Origin of the sequence: Nocardioides zeae (assembly GCF_010686755.1) — a bacterium.
Classification (GTDB): domain Bacteria; phylum Actinomycetota; class Actinomycetes; order Propionibacteriales; family Nocardioidaceae; genus Nocardioides; species Nocardioides zeae.
Genome location: NZ_JAAGXA010000001.1, coordinates 636,609 through 652,450, shown reverse-complemented (window position 1 = coordinate 652,450; position 15,842 = coordinate 636,609). Strand labels below are relative to the sequence as shown.

The window sequence follows — 15,842 nt, the reverse complement described above, 5'->3', positions numbered from 1 at the left end:
GAGCTCGTCGGGAGGTCCGACGTGCGCAGCGCGGGGTGCGACCGGGTGCGGCACGACCGCAGCGAGGTCGCACCCGTGCTCCGCAGGTGCCGGACCACCGCACGCGGATGCGCGCGGTGCGCTGGCAGGTCTTCGGACTCGTGGGCACGCCGTTCCGAGACACCTCTCGGAGGACCCCTACTGTCCGTCGCTTCCCAGGCCAGAACCCAGTGCTGTTGACGGAGGTCGTTCCCACTCACCGCTGCGGGACAGTCCCGGACTCTCACCGGGTTCCCTCTTGCGACGACACCCCAGGTACGAGGTGCCGAACCAGCTGCGAACGGCACGCTACCTCCACCATCCGGAGGTCACGCACCATCGTCCACGACCCGAGCCGCGGGCCCCGGTGCGCGGCGGCGGCTCTGGGTCGAGCGCCACAGGCGAGGTTCAGGCCCGGTGGACACGACGCCGCACACCGCCCGCGGCCCCGGCACCGACGCCGAGGAGCAACAGCACCCCGCCGGGCACCAGCACCACCCACGGCGCGACCTCGAGGTAGCGCAGCCCCTCGGCCAGCATCGCGCCGAGCTCGGCGGCGTCGGGATCGGCGCCCAGGCCGATGAAGCTGAGCCCGGCGATCGCCACGGCGTTGAGCGGCAGGCGGGCCACTGCGTGCTGCGCCAGGGGACCCACGACGCCGGGCAGGAGGTGCACGACGCCGACGCGCATCCGCCCGAGGCCGAGGCGGCGAGCTGCCCCGACGTGCCCCGAACCCCGCGCCTCGACGACGAGGCCGCGGGCGTGGACGGCGAGCGGGACCCAGGCGACCGCGGCGACGGCGACGCACGCGCCGAGCAGGCCCGGCCCGAGCGCGGCGGCGACGACCATGCCGACGACGGTGCTCGGCACGGTCACCAGCACGTCCATCGCGCCCACCCGGAGACGGCGGGCGGTCAGCCCCACGAGGAGCGCGACGACGAGTGCCAGCAGGCTCACGAGCACGGCCAGGCCGACCGTGCGGACGGTGGCGTCCGCGACGCGGCCCCAGAGGTCGTGGCCGACCGCATCGGCTCCGAGGGGGTGACGCGCACCGGGACGCGCGAGGCGGGAGCCGAGGTCGGCGGTGCCGCCGTCGCGAGGCAGGCCACCGATCACGAGGAGCGCCAGCGTCGCCGTCACCACCACGACCACCCGGGGCGATCCCTGAGCCGCGTCGGCCGTCACGCCGAGGTCGTCGCGGCCGGTCGCGCCGACGAGCAGGAACCGGTGCGCGAGGAGGGCTGCACCGGCCCCGGCCAGGCCGAGGCCGACGACGGCGAGCAGGCAGGCCTGGAGCACGGGGACGTCCTGCGTGAGCGCCGAGCGCACCGCGAGCGAGCCCACGCCCGGCACGCTGAACACCTTCTCCACGGCGACCGCCGTGCCGAGCATCCCCACCCACACGACGGCGACCTGGGACGCGCCGCGTCCCGCCACCCGACGAGCCAACGCCCACGCCACCGGTGTCGTCGGCACCCCGTTGGCGCGCCACGTGGTGACCCACTGCTCCGTCACCGCCTGGTCCAGCACGCCGGCGAGGAGGCGGGTGAGCAGACCCGCGGCCGGTACGCCGAGGGCCAGCGCCGGCGCGACCACGCTGCCCCAGCCGTCCCAGCCGGTGGCGGGCAGCAGACGGAGGTGCACCGCGAGGGCGATCACCAGGAGGCTGCCCACGATCACCTCGGGGAGGGCCGCGACCGTGACCGCGGCGACCTTGAGCCCGGGCCGCGTCGGCGTGCCCGTGCGCGCCGCCCGGACGACAGGGCCGCACAGCGCGAGCGTCGTGAGGAGCAGGGCGATCGCGATCGCGCAGCCGGCCAGGGTCGCGGAGGCTGCCACCGCGGGCTGCACGCGCTCGAGCACGGACTGGCGGCTGACCCAGCTCTCCCCCAGGTCCCCGCGAGCCGCTGCGGCCAGCCACCGCGCCGCCCCGGTCACCGGGTCCGGCGCCAGGCCGAGCTGCTCGCGGAGCGCCGCCACCGCCTCGGGGTCCTGACCCCGCTGCCGGAACCTCACCCGGAGCACGGTGACGGCCGGGTCCTCGCCCCGGAGCCACGGCAGCGACGCGACGACGAGCACGAGTCCGCCAACGGTGGCGAGGACTCGCAGCACCGCACTCACCGGAGCGCACCCACGCGGTGCCCGGACGCCTCGCGCAGAGCCCGCAGTGCCGGGGATCCTGCGTCGTACGCGCCCAGCAGTGCGACCGGGCCGTCGTCCACGATCCTGCCGTCCCCGAGCACGACGATCCGCGCGGCCAGTCGCGCAGCGACGTCCAGGTCGTGGGTGCAGACGACGAGCGTCGCGCCCGCGGCGTCGGCGTGTGCCCGCACGGCGTCCGCGACTGCGCCGCGCGTCGGGGCGTCGAGCGCGCTGAGCATCTCGTCCCCCAGCAGGACCCGAGGTCCGGCGGCGAGCGCCCGTGCGATGGCGACCCGCTGCCGTTGACCGCCGGAGAGCGTGGCCGGGCGGCGGTCGAGGAGGTCGGCCCCGAGGTGGACGACGCCGAGCAGGTCGGCCAGTCGGGCTTCCTCGAGATCGGTGGCGTCCGGGTGGTCGACGCGGAGCGCCTCGACGAGCAGCTGGCGCACCGTGCGCCACGGCGTCAAGGACCCGCCGGCGTCCTGCGGCACGGACTGCAGCGCCGGCGCCCGCCCGGCTCGCGCGACGACCCGCACGCTGCCCACCGTGGGGCGGTCACGGCCGGCGGCGAGCCGCACGAGGGTCGACTTGCCGGCGCCGGAGGCGCCGAGCACGGCCACGTGCTCACCGGAGCGCACCTCGAGCGAGAGGTCGCGGACGCCGACGGTCGTGCTGCGCCCGCGCCCGCCCCCGCGCGCCGGGGCGCGCCAGGTACGCGACACAGCCGACCAGGTGAGCACCGGCTCCCCCGGCACGCGGGGCACGTGGGGAGCCTGCATCCCCTCGTGCCCGACCTCGGGTCCGAGGCCGTCGTGCACCTGACCGTCCGCGAGCCGCACGACGCGCTCGCACAGTCCGGCGGCCACAGCGGGGTCATGGGTGACGAGCAGCAGCGCGGTGCGTCGGGAGTCGAGCGCGCGCCGTACGGTCGCGACGACCTCGGCGGCGGTCACCGGATCGAGGGCCGAGGTCGGCTCGTCGGCGACGAGGAGCTCGGGCTCCGCCAGGAGCGCGAGTGCAAGCGCCACCCGCTGCCGTTGCCCTCCCGACAGCACGGTCGGGTGGCGCCGGGCCACCGCCGGGTCGAGCCCGAGCTCGTCGAGCACCGCCGCCACGGCACGCCGCGCCGCGCCGCGGTCCGAGGCCCGTGTGCGGGCCACCAGCCCGAGCTGGTGTCCGACGGTGGTCCCGGGGTCGAGCGCGGTGGCGGACTCCTGGGCGAGCAGTCCCGTCCGACCGTCGACGGCGACCGTGCCCTCGAGCCGCAGGTCTGCGGGCGGCGGCAGGCAGGCGAGGCGGGCCGTCAGCGTCTTGCCCGCGCCCGAGGGGCCGACGAGCGCGACCCGCTCCCCCGGCTCGACGGCCAGGTCGAGCGGGCCGAGGACCAGGGAGGCGTCCGACCGCCGTCGCAGGCGGACGCCCTCCCACCGGGCGAGGGCGAGGGTCAGCGGTCGACGCTCGTCGTGCTGGTGACGACCGCGCGCTCGAACGGATCGCTCGCGAGACCGGTCACGCCCTGGACGCCGAACTGCGTGGCGTCGTGCACGAGGGGCACGGCCCACACGTCGCCGAGCACCTGCTGCTCCACCGCCACCGCTGCGGCAGCCCGCTCGTCGGGGTCGGCCACCAGCTGCGCCGCGGCGAGCTCGGCGTCGAGCGTCGCATCGCAGGACCGGCTGATGTTGTAGGTGCCGTCGCACCCGAAGTCCGCCTGCAGGTAGCCGACCGGGTCGGCGGTGTCCTGGCCGTAGGAACGGCTCATGATCACCAGGTCGTAGGTCCCGTCGAGGTAGTCGGTCTCCATCTCGTCGTAGGGGCGCGCCACGACCTCCACGTCGAACCCGACCGCCCGCAGCGCGTCGGCGATCGCCGTCGCCATCTCCGGCAGCTCGGGCCGGTCGGTGAACGTCGCCAGCCTGATCGGCGTCGAGGACGCTGCCGTGGCGGCCGCCGGGTACGTCGCCGCTTCACGGTCGGCCGCCCACGCCGACACCGCGGCGTTGAACAGCCCGCCCGCGGGCTCGGCGCGTCCGGCATAGATCGTGCCGGCCAGGTCGAGCTCCGCCACGGCCGCACGCACCAGCTCCCGCTGCCCGGGGTCCCCGAGCACGTCGGAGGTCTGGGTGAGGTGCAGGCTCACCGTCCGGGGAAGCGGTACGGCGAGGAGCTCGTCGTCGGCGATCTGGTCCAGCTGCGCGGCGGGCAGGGCCTGGGCGAGGTCGACCTGGTCGGACCGGAAGGCCTGGAGCCGGGCGCCGGCATCCCCGACGAACGTGACGTCGACACCGTCCATCGCGGGCGCACCGTCCCAGTAGTCGGGGTTCGCCTCCAGCGTCATCTGGGTCGTGAGGTCGGTGTCGGTGATCTCGTAGGGACCGGTGCCGGTGCCCACCGGCGTCGGGCGCGTCGGGTCCGCGTAGGCGGACGGTGCGAGCACCACGAGCTCCGGGGAGGTCAGTCGCTGGACCAGCACCGGGTCGGGCGCGGCGGTGGTGACCACGACGACGTCGCCGTTCGGTCCCTCCTCCGCCGTGGCGTCGATGCTGCTGCCGGCGAGCGCGCGGGGGGCGGGCTCGGCCGCCGCGGCGGCGTCCAGCGCCGCAGCCACGGTCTCGCCGGTCAGGGGCGTGCCGTCGTGGAAGACGACGTCGGGGCGGATCTCGAAGCGCCACGTCGTCGGGTCGACCTGCTCCCACGCGGTCGCCAGGGCGGGCTCGGGCAGACCGGCCGGGTCGAGGCGCACGAGCGTCTCGGTCGCGCCCGCCGCGTACGCCGTGGTGGCGTCGTCGGAGTACGGCGACAACGCCGTCGTCGGGGTGAAGGCGTAGGCAAAGCGGAGACGGTCGTCGCCCGAGGCGTCGTCGGAGGCCGACGAGCCGCCCGGCGAGCAGGCGGTGAGGAACGCGGCGGCGACGACGAGCGCCGCTGCGGGCGCAGAGGGAGTGCGGTTCACGATGGACCTTCGGCTCGGGTGCGGGTTGACCGCAGACACGCGCCCCCGAGCAGCCAGGACCGAGGAGGACGGACGCACCCGGGCCGCGGCGTACCAGGCCGCCAGCCACCGAACATGTCGTGGAGCCCGCCCTCGAGGCATCCGACCACCGCGGACGTCGCACCCACGGGAGCTGGCAGGTCTTCGGACTCGCGGGCGACCGGCTCCCGTCCGAGGACGGGTGGCCGGACCTACTGGCCGTCGCTTCCCAGGCCCGCACGGACCCAGTGCTTCGTGACGGCGGTCGTTCCCACTCACCGCTGCGGGGCAGTCCCGGACTCACACCGGGTTCCCTCTTGCCTCGCCACCGACCGGCTGCCGGGGCGAACCAGCGACGCCACCCTAGACGGCGACCGCCCCGCGTGACGCCGGGCCCGGCGTGTGGCGTGGGTCGCACGGGATTGGCTGATCGGCCGACCTCGCCGTACGCTCACCGCGCCTCACAACTCCATACCGTCCCCGCGCCGGGGAAGCCGGTCGAAATCCGGCACTGTCGCGCAACCGTGGGTCAGGAGCTCTCCTGACGAGTCGGGTCACCAGCCGGGGACGTCGAACCAACGACCACTGTCGCGCACTGCAGGGGGACGTGCCCCTGGCGCCGCGGCTCGGCGCCGGGTGGGTGCTTCTTCGGGACGCGCAAGGAGCACACCCGGTGAAGACACCACGCCACGCCGCGGCCGGAGCCGCCCTGCTGATCCTGATCGGCGCCCTCGTGACCCTCGTCGCCTGGCCCAGCCAGGCCTACCGCAGCTCGGGCGAGGCCGCGGTGCAGTGGCTCGACGGCGAGCTGTCCGACGACCACCTCTACGACAACCCGCTCTCGCCGGGAAACCCCGACTTCGGGCTCACCATCGATGCCGCCCTGGCGATGTACGCCGTCGGCCGACCGGACGTGGCAGAGCCGCTCACGGCGGCGCTGGACGCCCGCGGGTACGAGTACTGGGGCATGAGCCAGTCCTACGTCGACTTCGGCGTCAACGACCGCGTCGATGCGGGAGCCCTGGCCAAGACGCTGGTCCTCGCCGAGGCCGCAGGCGCCTACAGCGAGCTCTTCGACGAGTACTACTTCAACGAGCGCCTGCTGATCAACGACCTCAAGAACGTGGTCGCGCAGCCCTGGATGGTCGACGCCGGGCTCACCCGGCACCCGGGCATGGTCCACGACTCCATGTACAGCGAGGACTGGTCACGGCACGACTTCGACGTCGAGAACGCCTTCGGGCAGTCCCTCGCCATCATCGCCTTCTCCGGCACCTGGGCCATCGGCGACATCTGGGACGGGGACACCACCTACGGCGAGGCCCTCACCGACGCACTGCTGCGCATGCAGTGCTCGGACGGCTACTTCCTCATCTTCCCCGACTGGCAGGGCCGCACCTGCGACGAGCTCGACGCAGCCGGAGGGGCCTCGCCCGACGGCGACGCCACCGCGATGGCGCTGTCGGCGCTGCTCGCCGCGCAGGACGCCGGCGTCCCCGACCTGCAGGCACCCATCGACCGCACCGTTGCGTGGATCGAGGACATCCAGACGGCGGGCGGCGGCTGGGGCGGTGGCGTCGGCACCGAGAGCGCCAACACCAACAGCACCGGCCTCATCCTCCAGGCACTCGCGGCTGCCGACGGTGACGACACGATCCTCCAGCGCGGGCGCGAGTTCATCCTGTCCGCCCAGGTCACCGCCGAGCGCAACGGCACCTCGAGCCTGCGCAACGAGATCGGTGCGATCGCCTACAACCCGGAGGAGTACCAGCAGGCCCGCCGGAGCGGCACGCTCGGCGGGCGCGACCGCTGGATCCGCGCCAGCGCGCAGGCCACCCTCGGGCTGTCCGGCACCAGCTTCCGCGAGCTCGTGACCCGGACCGTGCCCGCGACGGGACCGGTACGACCCACCGACCCGACGGGCGAGCCGACCGACCCCGGCCCGACCGGCCCCGGAACGACACCTCCGTCGGCCGCCCCGACGACGCCCGGAGCAGGCACCACCACCGATCCCGGCCCCGCGGCCGGCCAGCCCGCGCCACCGCGCGAGGCCACTCGACCCGGGAGCTCCAGCGGATCCGGCGGCCCCGGGTCGCCACGCCCTGTCACGCCGCCTGCTGCCCAGGCACCCGTCACGTCCGTCGCCGACGGACCGCGCGCGCGGCTCGCGGCGTACCTCGCCACCATGCTCGTCGACGGGGACCACGTCGAGGTCGTGGTCGACGGCACGACGTACGTGGACTACGACAGCACCGCCGAGCTGGTGCTCGCGCTCGTCTCGCTCGGCGAGGAGCCGGCCGCACGCGACCGGGCCACCGCGTTCCTCCTCCACCCCGCCTCGATCGCGGCCTACGCCCACGGTGCGCCGTACGAGGCTGGTCGGGCGGCGTACGCCGAGCCCCTCGCCAAGCTGGTCCTCGTCGGCCGGCTCGCGGCCGGCACCGCCGGGCCCGACGCCGAGCGGGACGCCCGGGTCGCCGCGCTCGGCGAGGAGCTGGCCGGCCTCGTCGACGGCGGCACCGTCACCGATGTCGGCATCCAGGCCGACGCGCTCGACGGCGTCACCCGGCAGGCGTGGGTCTCGCTCGCCCTGAGAGCAGTCGACCAGGAGGCTCGCGCGAGCGCCGTCGCCGAGCGCATGACCGAGGCACGCTGCCCCGACGGGTCCAGCCGCGCCCGGCTCTCCGGGGACGGACAGTGCACCGACGACCTGGCCGCGACCGCCGCGGCCGCGATCGTCGCGGCGGCGGTGGCGCCGGTCGAGGTCGAGCACCTCACCGTGACCGGTGAGGACGGCGTCCAGCACCAGGTCGTCGACGACGACAGCTTCATCGACGGCTCCCCAGGAGAGGGGAGCCAGCAGGACGACGACGCTCCTGCGCGTGCGCTCCTCGCCGCTGTCAACAGGCACGGCGTCGTCGTCACGGACGGCGGGGTGGACCGCCTGGCCAGCGCGCGCGCCGCGGCCGGACTCGTGGCTGTCGGGTGGGGCGCTGCCTCGAGCGGGACCACGCTGGCCCAGATGCAGCTGCCGTCGGGCGGCATCGGCGCCGACGACCGGCAGCTCGTCGGTGACCTCGCGACCTCGATCGCCGCGGCACCGGTGCTGTCCGGCCGGAGCTGGTTGCAGGGGGCCACGGCACCGGTCCACGCACGCACCCCGTCTGCTGACGCACTCGCCCCCGCGCCGGCCGGCGCGACCGACGGCCAGGCCTCCGCCTGGCTCACGGTCGCCCTCCCTGCCGGGTTCCTCCTCCTCGGTGTCGGGATCGGCGCCGCCGTCGTGACCCTCCGCCGTCCGACCGGCCGAGCGTCCCAGGACGCGGCATGAGGCGGCTCCTCCCCCTGGCTCTCGTCGTCGCGGTCGTCCTCACTGCGGTGCCGGCGACGGCACCGCCGCCGGCGGTGGTCGGGCTCCTCGAGACGGCGTCCGCCATCGACCACTCGAAGGGGACACCCGGCTTCTGCACCGATGACCGCGGCGTGACGGTCGTCGTCGACTTCCAGGAGCTCGGCGGCACGACCATCGTGCGCTGCTTCCCGGGCGCGACCGACGGCACCGGGCTCGACGCGCTCAAGGGGGCCGGCTTCCAGATCGCCGGTGTCCAGCGCTGGGGCGAGGCCTTCATCTGCCGCATCGAGAACCGACCCGCGGCCAACGAGGCCGTCGCTGTGGACGGCCGTCCGGACTACCGCGAGGCCTGTCTCGACACCCCACCTGCCGGTGCCTACTGGTCGTACTGGCACGCGGGCAACAACTGCAGCTGGAGCTACTCCCAGTGGGGCGTCAAGAACCGCTCGTTCCTGCGCGGCGGCTTCGAGGGTTGGTCGTTCTCCCTCAACGCGTCCGCCGACTCCAACCCCGTGCCGCGGATCGCGCCGGTTCGGCCGGGCACCACCGGTCAGCGGTGCACGACCGACCCCGAGCCTCCGCCGACCTCGACCGACCCCGCAGAGCAGCAGCCGGGCGTCGACCCCGGTGGCTCGAGCGGTGCGGCCGGCTCAGGTGGCGGCTTCGGCGATACCTCCTCCGGTGCAGCGCCGGGGAGCGGTTCCGGGAGCGCCGGTGGTGGTCCCGGTGGCGGCACGACCGGGGGGTCCGGTGGTCCCGGAGGCGAGGCCGACGGCTCAGCGGGAGGGGCGCTGCCCGCGCCGCTCCCCCGGGGCCAGACCACGCAGGACCCCAGCGACAACGTCGTCTTCACCGGCGGCGACGAGGCGCGCGACGTCGACGACGTGATCCGCGAGCAGTCGGGGGCCAGCCGGTACGCACCCTGGGCGACCGCGGGACTCGTCCTGCTCCTGCTCGTCGGGGCAGGCATCACGGCGGCGCGGCGGCGCGCGCGCCGCACGTGACCGGGATGGTCGGGTCTCAGCTGGCGGGGAACCTCCTCCCCCGTGACCTGCACCCGCTCGCATGGTGGGTCTGGGCACTCGGCCTGGCCGTCGCCGCGAGCCGCACCACCAACCCGTGGCTGCTGCTGCTCGTGACAGCCGTGGTCGTGCACGTCGTCGTCAGCCGGCGCAGCGACGCGCCGTGGGCGCTCGCGTTCCGGATGTACGTCTACCTCGGGCTGACGATCATCGCGATCCGGGTGTTCTTCCGGTTCGTCTTCGGCGGCGCCGAAGGCACGACGATCATCCTGCGCCTGCCCGAGATCCCCCTGCCCGTGTGGGCTGCAGGCATCCGGCTGTTCGGTGACGTGTCGGCGGAGTCCGTGCTCGGCGGACTCTACGACGGCATGCGGCTCGCCACGATGGTGATCTGCGTCGGGGCCGCCAACGCCCTGGCCAACCCGAAGCGGCTCCTGAAGTCGATGCCGTCGGCGCTCTACGAGATCGGCACCACCGTCACCGTCGCCCTCGCCGTCTTCCCACAGCTGGCCGAGAGCACCCAGCGGGTACGCCGCGCCCGGGCCCTGCGCGGCACGGGAGGCTCGCGGTTCGAGGTGCTCCGCTCGATCGTGGTGCCGGTGCTCGAGGACGCCCTCGACCGGTCCCTGACCCTCGCGGCCTCGATGGACTCGCGCGGCTACGGTCGTACCGGTTCACCCAGCCGCGCCTCGCGGAGGATCACCGGCACGCTGATGGCGACCGGACTCGTCGGGGTGTGCGTCGGGGTCTACTCCACGTTGGACGGCACGACACCGGCACTGCTGGCCACCCCGATGCTGCTCGCCGGCCTCGGGCTCGCGGTCGCAGGATTCGTCGTCGCGGGTCGACGCGTGGAACGGAGCCAGTACCGCCCCGATCGATGGCGCGCAGCCGAGCTCGCCACCGCCCTCTCGGGGATCGCGGTCGCGGTCGCGATGTTCCGCACCTCCAGCGTCGATCCGACCAACCTGAACCCGTCCCTGACGACTCTTTCGTGGCCGTTGCTGGCCTGGCCCCCCGTGCTCGCGATCCTCGTGGGCCTCCTGCCCGCGATCGCGACGCCGCCCCCCGCACCACCGCACGTCGGCCTCGACGACATGCCCGACGACGCCCCGATCCCTGCGAGGTCCTCATGATCCGGTTCGAGCACGTCACCGTGACCTACCCCCGGCGCAGCGAGCCCGCGCTGCGGGACGTCCACCTCACGATCGGCGAGGGCGAGCTCGTCCTGTGCGCCGGGCGCACCGGCGCCGGCAAGTCGACCCTCCTCGGTGCCGTGAACGGCCTGGTCCCCCACTTCACGGGTGGACGCCTCGAGGGCCGCGTCAGCGTGGACGGCGTCGCGACCTCCTCCCGCCCACCCCGGGAGTTCGCCCACCTCGTGGGAGTCGTGCGCCAGAACCCGCTGGCCGGGTTCGTCACGGACACCGTCGAGGAGGAGCTCGCCTACAGCATGGAGCAGCTGGGTGTCGATCCCCAGGTCATGCGACGCCGGGTCGAGGAGACGCTCGATCTCCTCGGGATCGCCGGGTTGCGCCGCCGCGCGCTGCGGCAGCTCTCCGGCGGACAGCAGCAGCGGGTCGCGATCGGTTCCGTCCTCACCGCACACCCACGAGTCCTGGTGCTCGACGAGCCCACCTCCGCCCTCGACCCCACGGCCGCCGAGGACGTGCTGGCGACGATCGCCCGGCTCGTCACCGACCTCGGCACGACCGTGCTGCTCGCCGAGCACCGCATGGAGCGCGTCGTACCGTTCATCGACCGGCTCCTGTTCGTGGAGGCAGACGGAACCGTCACCGACGGCGAGCCCGCCACCCAGCTGCGACGCACCAGCATCGCGCCCCCCATCGTCGAGCTCGGCCGGCTCGCCGGGTGGGACCCCCTGCCACTGTCCGTGCGCGACGCCCGCCGGCGAGCCTCCACCTGGCGGGACGGCCTGATCCCGCCGCCACCGGCTGCGACCGACACAGAGGCCCCCGCCACGTTGGAAGCTCGCGGGGTGGTGGTCCGCTACGGCCCCAAGGTCGCCGTCCGCGAGGTCGACCTGACCCTCGCGGCAGGTGAGGTCACCGCGCTGATGGGACGCAACGGATCGGGCAAGTCCTCGCTGTTGTGGGCGCTGCAGGGCTCCGGCCCCCGCCACGGCGGCAGCGTCGGGGCGGGTGGCCACGACCCCCAGCGCCTGACCAGGAGCCAGGCTCGCCGGCTCGTCGGACTGGTGCCGCAGGACGCGGCGGACCTGCTCTACCTGGAGAGCGTCGACGCCGAGTGCGCCGCGGGCGACGTCGAGTCGGACAGCCCTCCCGGGAGCTGCCGCACCCTCCTCGACGCCTTCGCACCCGGCATCCGGGACGAGGCGCACCCCCGCGACCTCTCCGAGGGTCAGAAGCTCGCGCTGGTGCTCGCCGTCCAGCTGAGCGCCTCCCCACGGGTGGTGCTCCTCGACGAACCGACCCGCGGTCTCGACTACCTCGCCAAGCGTGAGCTCACCCGGACCGTGCGCGCCCTCGCTGCCACCGGGCGCAGCGTCGTGATCGCGACGCACGACGTCGAGTTCGTCGCCGGTGTCGCCGACCGCGTGGTGGTCATGGCGGAGGGCGAGATCGTCACCGACGCCCCGGTGGCCGACGCGATCGCCGGCTCCCCCGCCTTCGCCCCCCAGGTCGCCAAGGTGCTCGGGTCCCCCTGGCTGACCGTCGACCAGGTGCGCACCGCGCTCGGAGTGGCGTGATGCGTCGGATGTCCAACCCCTCGGATCCCACGGGCCACGCCGCGCTGCCGCCCCGCGGCGGTGTGCGCGTCACGCCGCGCTCCGCGCTGGTGCTGACGCTGGCCTCGATCGCCGGTCTCCTGATGTTCCTCTGGCCCCTGCTCGTCGCTGTGGAGCCGCAGTCGCGCCAGCACGGCCCCGACGCGCCCTTCGTCTTCCTCGGGATCCTGCCGATCATCATCGCCGTCGTTCTCGCCGAGCTCACCGAAGGCGGCATGGACGCGAAGGCCCTGGCCATGCTCGCCGTCCTCTCCGCGATCAACGCGGCCCTCCGGCCACTGGGCGCCGGTACCGCCGGCATCGAGACCGTCTTCTTCATGCTCATCCTCGGCGGCCGAGTCTTCGGGCCTGGGTTCGGGTTCGTGCTGGGTTGCACGTCCCTCTTCGCCTCCGCGCTGCTCACCGCCGGGGTCGGTCCGTGGCTGCCCTTCCAGATGCTCTGCTCGGCCTGGATCGGAATGGGCGCCGGGCTGCTTCCCCGTCGCGTCACCGGCAGACGGGAGATCGCCATGCTCGTGGCCTACGGCATCGCGGTGGCCTACGTCTTCGGGTTCCTCATGAACCTGTGGTTCTGGCCCTTCGTCACCGGAGTCGAGGTGGGCCATCACGACGGATCGATCTCCTACGTCCCCGGCGCACCGGTGCTCGAGAACCTCCACCGCTTCGTCGTCTTCACCCTGCTGACGTCGACGTTCGGGTGGGACACCGGGCGAGCGATCACCAACACCCTCGCCCTCCTCGTCGTCGGACCCGCGCTGCTGGCCACCCTGCGCCGCGCCGCCACGAAGGCCGCGTTCGACGAGACCCCCGTGTTCGACGAGGAGAGGCGCACGACGCGTCCCGAACCGTCCTGAACGGCGGACCCCAGACCCGGTGCGGCAACACGTGCCGCACCGTGCTCCGCGCCGCTCGGGCGGGGCGAACCTCCCCAAGGAGAACTCGATGAGAAGAGTCCTGCTCCGCACCGCGCTCGCGGTCGTCACCCTGGCGGCACCGGCCCTCACGCTGGTCGGCGCCGCACCGACGGCCACCGCGCTGGACAACAGCCTGGGGTACGCCGGGGTCTGCACCGGCGCCGACGCCACCACCGGCACGACGATCGTGGTCGACTTCCAGACCCTGAACGGCAACGGCGGCGGTGCTGCTCCGACGATCACCCGTTGCTCCCCCAACCCCGCCGGCGGCGACCGGACCGGGGTCAAAGCCCTCCAGGACGCGGGCTTCGCCCTCACCGGCCACCCGACCTACGGCCTCGGGTTCATCACCAAGATCGAGAACCGCCCCGCCGCCGCCGACACGAGCCCGTCCGGGTCGTACTGGAGCTACTGGCACGCGAACGGCACCGGCACGTCCTGGACGTACTCCAGCTACGGCGCCGGCAACCGGAAGGTCATCCCCGGCGGCTTCGAGGGCTGGTCCTTCTCCGCCGGCAGCACCAACCCCGCACCCGGCGTCACACCGCTCAACCCCGCAGCCGACGCAGGCGCCACGCGCGCTGCCCTCCAGGTCGACGACCTCGACCGCACCATCACCCTCGGCTCGTCCACCACGCTCACCTGGTCCACTCAGAACGCCACGTCGGTCCTCGCGCAGGGCGTCACCCCCAGCGGCGGCGGCATCTGGAGCGGAGCCAAGGCGACCTCCGGCACCGCGACCATCACGCCGACCGCGACCGGGACCTTCACCTACCACCTCCGCGCCACCGGCGCGAAGGGGACGACAACCACCTCGGCCACCCTCACCGTGGTGCCGTGAACCGTCCGTGGGGCACGGGCCTCGCGGCTCGTGCCCCACGGCGCGCTCTCCCGCAGTGGCAGCCGCTGCGGCGGGGGGCGGCTGCCCCTGCTGCCCGTCAGGAGTGCGTGAAGTCCGGACGACGCTTCTCGACGAACGCCGCCATGCCCTCCGCCCGGTCGGCGAGCGCGAACGTCGCGTGGAACGTGCGGCGCTCGAACCGCACCCCGGCCGTCAGCGTCGTCTCGAAGGCCTCGGCGACGGCCTCCTTCGCCGCGTACGCCGCGGGCAGCGACATCGACGCGATCGTCGTGGCGGTCTCCATCGCCACGTCGAGGAGCTCCGCGGTCGGCACGACGCGCGAGACGAGGCCGGAGCGCTCCGCCTCGGTCACGTCCATCATGCGTCCGGTGAGGACGAGGTCCATGGCCTTCGCCTTGCCGATGGCGCGCGTGAGGCGCTGGGAGCCCCCGATGCCGGGGATGGTGCCGAGCGTGATCTCGGGCTGCCCGAACTTCGCCGACTCCGCAGCGATGAGGAGGTCGCACATCATGGCGACCTCGCAGCCGCCGCCGAGCGCGTAGCCGGACACGGCGGCGATCGTCGGCGTGCGCAGGGCGGCGAACCGGTCCCACGTGGAGAAGAAGTCCTCCAGCGCCACGTCGGCGTACCCGCGGGACGCCATCTCCTTGATGTCGGCGCCGGCGGCGAACGCCCGCTCCGAGCCGGTCAGCACGATGGCGCCGATGCCGCGGTCGGCGTCCATCTCCTCGGCGGCGGCCACGACCTCCGCGCCGAGGGCGAGGTTGAGGGCGTTGAGCGCCTCGGGCCGGTCGAGGGTGATGACGCCGACGCGACCCTCGCGGCGGACGGTGATGTTCTCGTACGTCGCGCTCATGATGCCGCTCCCTCGTTCTGCTCGTCCCGGATGGCGCCGATGATGGCGGAGAAGTCGAGTGCCGCCCCGTCGCCGGAGGCGAACTCGCGGTAGATCGCCGCGGCGAGCTCGCCCATCCGCGTGCCGGTGTGGGTGGTCTCGGCGGCCGTCATCGCCAGCCCCAGGTCCTTGGCCATCAGGGGCGAGGCGAAGCCGGGCGCGTAGTCGCGGTTGGCGGGGCTGGTCGGCACCGGTCCGGGGACGGGGCAGTTCGTGGTGAGCGACCAGCACTGGCCCGAGGCGGTCGACGCCACGTCGAAGAGCGCCTGGTGGGTGAGGCCCAGCCGCTCGCCGAGCACGAAGGCCTCCGAGACGGCGATCATCGAGATGCCGAGGATCATGTTGTTGCAGATCTTCGCGGCCTGGCCCGCACCGCTGTCACCGCAGTGGACGACGCGGCCCGCCATCGGCTCGAGCACGGCGCGGACGGCCTCGAGGTCCGCGTCGGCCGCACCGACCATGAAGGTCAGGGTGCCGGCCGTGGCTCCGCCGACACCGCCGGAGACGGGCGCGTCGACGGCCCGGTGACCGGCCGCGCGGGCGGCGTCGGCCGCGGCGCGCGCGTCGTCGACGGCGATGGTCGAGCAGTCGACGAGCAGCGCGCCCGGGGCCGCCGCGGCGAGCACCGGGGCGTCACCGCTGCGCCCCTCGTAGACGTCGAGCACGTGCTTCCCGCTCGGGAGCATGGTGATGACGACCTGGGCGTCCTGCGCCGCGGCGGAGGCGGAACCGGCGAGCGTGACCCCGGCCTCGGCTGCGGTGCTCGCGGCTGCCGGCGACGGGTCGAAGCCGGTCACGGCGTACCCGGCCCCCACGAGGTTGGCGGCCATGGGGCCGCCCATGTTGCCCAGGCCGATGAAGGCGACCCGGGGCTTGTCCGTGCTGGTCATGGCGAT

11 protein-coding genes and 3 riboswitches are annotated in these 15,842 nt (G+C 74.2%); of the genes, 6 read left to right on the top strand and 5 right to left on the bottom strand.

Annotated elements, in window-relative coordinates; all coding sequences use genetic code 11:
• Nucleotides 1-106: 106 nt before the first annotated feature.
• Nucleotides 107-329: riboswitch (cobalamin riboswitch) on the bottom strand.
• A 97-nt stretch (nucleotides 330-426) separates the two neighbouring features.
• Genes G3T38_RS03110 through G3T38_RS03100 form a run of 3 tightly spaced genes read right to left on the bottom strand, consistent with a single transcriptional unit; the run spans nucleotide 427 to nucleotide 5,113 of the window.
• Entirely contained in the window at nucleotides 427-2,130 is a 1,704-nt protein-coding gene (locus G3T38_RS03110; protein ID WP_163770567.1) for an ABC transporter permease subunit, read from the bottom strand.
• Between the two features lie 5 nt (nucleotides 2,131-2,135).
• Entirely contained in the window at nucleotides 2,136-3,722 is a 1,587-nt protein-coding gene (locus tag G3T38_RS03105; protein WP_163770566.1) for an ATP-binding cassette domain-containing protein, read from the bottom strand.
• The gene (locus G3T38_RS03100) at nucleotides 3,605-5,113 is read right to left on the bottom strand and encodes an ABC transporter substrate-binding protein (RefSeq protein ID WP_163770565.1); all 1,509 of its coding nucleotides are present in this window, start codon (nucleotides 5,111-5,113) and stop codon (nucleotides 3,605-3,607) included. Before G3T38_RS03100 ends, G3T38_RS03105 begins: the two co-directional genes overlap by 118 nt.
• 157 nt (nucleotides 5,114-5,270) lie before the next feature.
• Nucleotides 5,271-5,483: riboswitch (cobalamin riboswitch) on the bottom strand.
• A gap of 112 nt (nucleotides 5,484-5,595) precedes the next feature.
• A riboswitch (cobalamin riboswitch) is annotated at nucleotides 5,596-5,711 on the top strand.
• Nucleotides 5,712-5,804: 93 nt separating this feature from the next.
• Here G3T38_RS03100 and G3T38_RS03095 point away from each other — a divergent pair.
• The 6 genes from G3T38_RS03095 (at nucleotide 5,805) to G3T38_RS03070 (ending at nucleotide 14,030) form a co-directional block, all read left to right on the top strand.
• Entirely contained in the window at nucleotides 5,805-8,462 is a 2,658-nt protein-coding gene (locus G3T38_RS03095; RefSeq protein WP_163770564.1) for a hypothetical protein, read from the top strand.
• Nucleotides 8,459-9,487 carry an ABC transporter substrate-binding protein gene (locus tag G3T38_RS03090; RefSeq protein ID WP_163770563.1) on the top strand — a complete coding sequence of 343 codons (1,029 nt, stop codon included), beginning with the start codon at nucleotides 8,459-8,461 and terminating at the stop codon, nucleotides 9,485-9,487. Before G3T38_RS03095 ends, G3T38_RS03090 begins: the two co-directional genes overlap by 4 nt.
• Nucleotides 9,488-9,492: 5 nt before the next feature.
• Nucleotides 9,493-10,641 (top strand): energy-coupling factor transporter transmembrane component T, encoded by a 1,149-nt coding sequence (locus G3T38_RS03085; protein WP_163770562.1) that lies wholly within the window; start codon nucleotides 9,493-9,495, stop codon nucleotides 10,639-10,641.
• Nucleotides 10,638-12,236, top strand: coding sequence for an ABC transporter ATP-binding protein (locus G3T38_RS03080; protein ID WP_163770561.1), 1,599 nt, complete (start codon nucleotides 10,638-10,640; stop codon nucleotides 12,234-12,236). Before G3T38_RS03085 ends, G3T38_RS03080 begins: the two co-directional genes overlap by 4 nt.
• 8 nt (nucleotides 12,237-12,244) lie before the next feature.
• Complete coding sequence (locus G3T38_RS03075; RefSeq protein ID WP_163770560.1) at nucleotides 12,245-13,129, top strand: ECF transporter S component; 885 nt, start codon at nucleotides 12,245-12,247, stop codon at nucleotides 13,127-13,129.
• An 88-nt stretch (nucleotides 13,130-13,217) separates the two neighbouring features.
• On the top strand, nucleotides 13,218-14,030 hold the full coding sequence (locus tag G3T38_RS03070; RefSeq protein WP_206675758.1) for a cupredoxin domain-containing protein: 813 nt from the start codon (nucleotides 13,218-13,220) through the stop codon (nucleotides 14,028-14,030).
• A gap of 97 nt (nucleotides 14,031-14,127) precedes the next feature.
• On the opposite strand, the gene G3T38_RS03065 is transcribed toward G3T38_RS03070, so the two are convergent.
• Entirely contained in the window at nucleotides 14,128-14,907 is a 780-nt protein-coding gene (locus G3T38_RS03065) for an enoyl-CoA hydratase (protein ID WP_163770559.1), read from the bottom strand.
• Nucleotides 14,904-15,842 carry a 3-hydroxyisobutyrate dehydrogenase gene (gene mmsB, locus G3T38_RS03060; protein WP_420846763.1) on the bottom strand — a complete coding sequence of 313 codons (939 nt, stop codon included), beginning with the start codon at nucleotides 15,840-15,842 and terminating at the stop codon, nucleotides 14,904-14,906. Before mmsB ends, G3T38_RS03065 begins: the two co-directional genes overlap by 4 nt.

What these genes read in the sequence shown, in the direction of transcription:
- G3T38_RS03090 (WP_163770563.1), top strand. Translation starts at nt 8,459, where the DNA reads ATGAGGCGGCTCCTCCCCCTGGCTCTCGTCGTCGCGGTCGTCCTCACT.
- G3T38_RS03085 (WP_163770562.1), top strand. Translation starts at nt 9,493, where the DNA reads ATGGTCGGGTCTCAGCTGGCGGGGAACCTCCTCCCCCGTGACCTGCAC.
- G3T38_RS03080 (WP_163770561.1), top strand. Translation starts at nt 10,638, where the DNA reads ATGATCCGGTTCGAGCACGTCACCGTGACCTACCCCCGGCGCAGCGAG.
- G3T38_RS03075 (WP_163770560.1), top strand. Translation starts at nt 12,245, where the DNA reads ATGTCCAACCCCTCGGATCCCACGGGCCACGCCGCGCTGCCGCCCCGC.
- G3T38_RS03070 (WP_206675758.1), top strand. Translation starts at nt 13,218, where the DNA reads ATGAGAAGAGTCCTGCTCCGCACCGCGCTCGCGGTCGTCACCCTGGCG.
- G3T38_RS03065 (WP_163770559.1), bottom strand. Translation starts at nt 14,907, where the DNA reads ATGAGCGCGACGTACGAGAACATCACCGTCCGCCGCGAGGGTCGCGTC.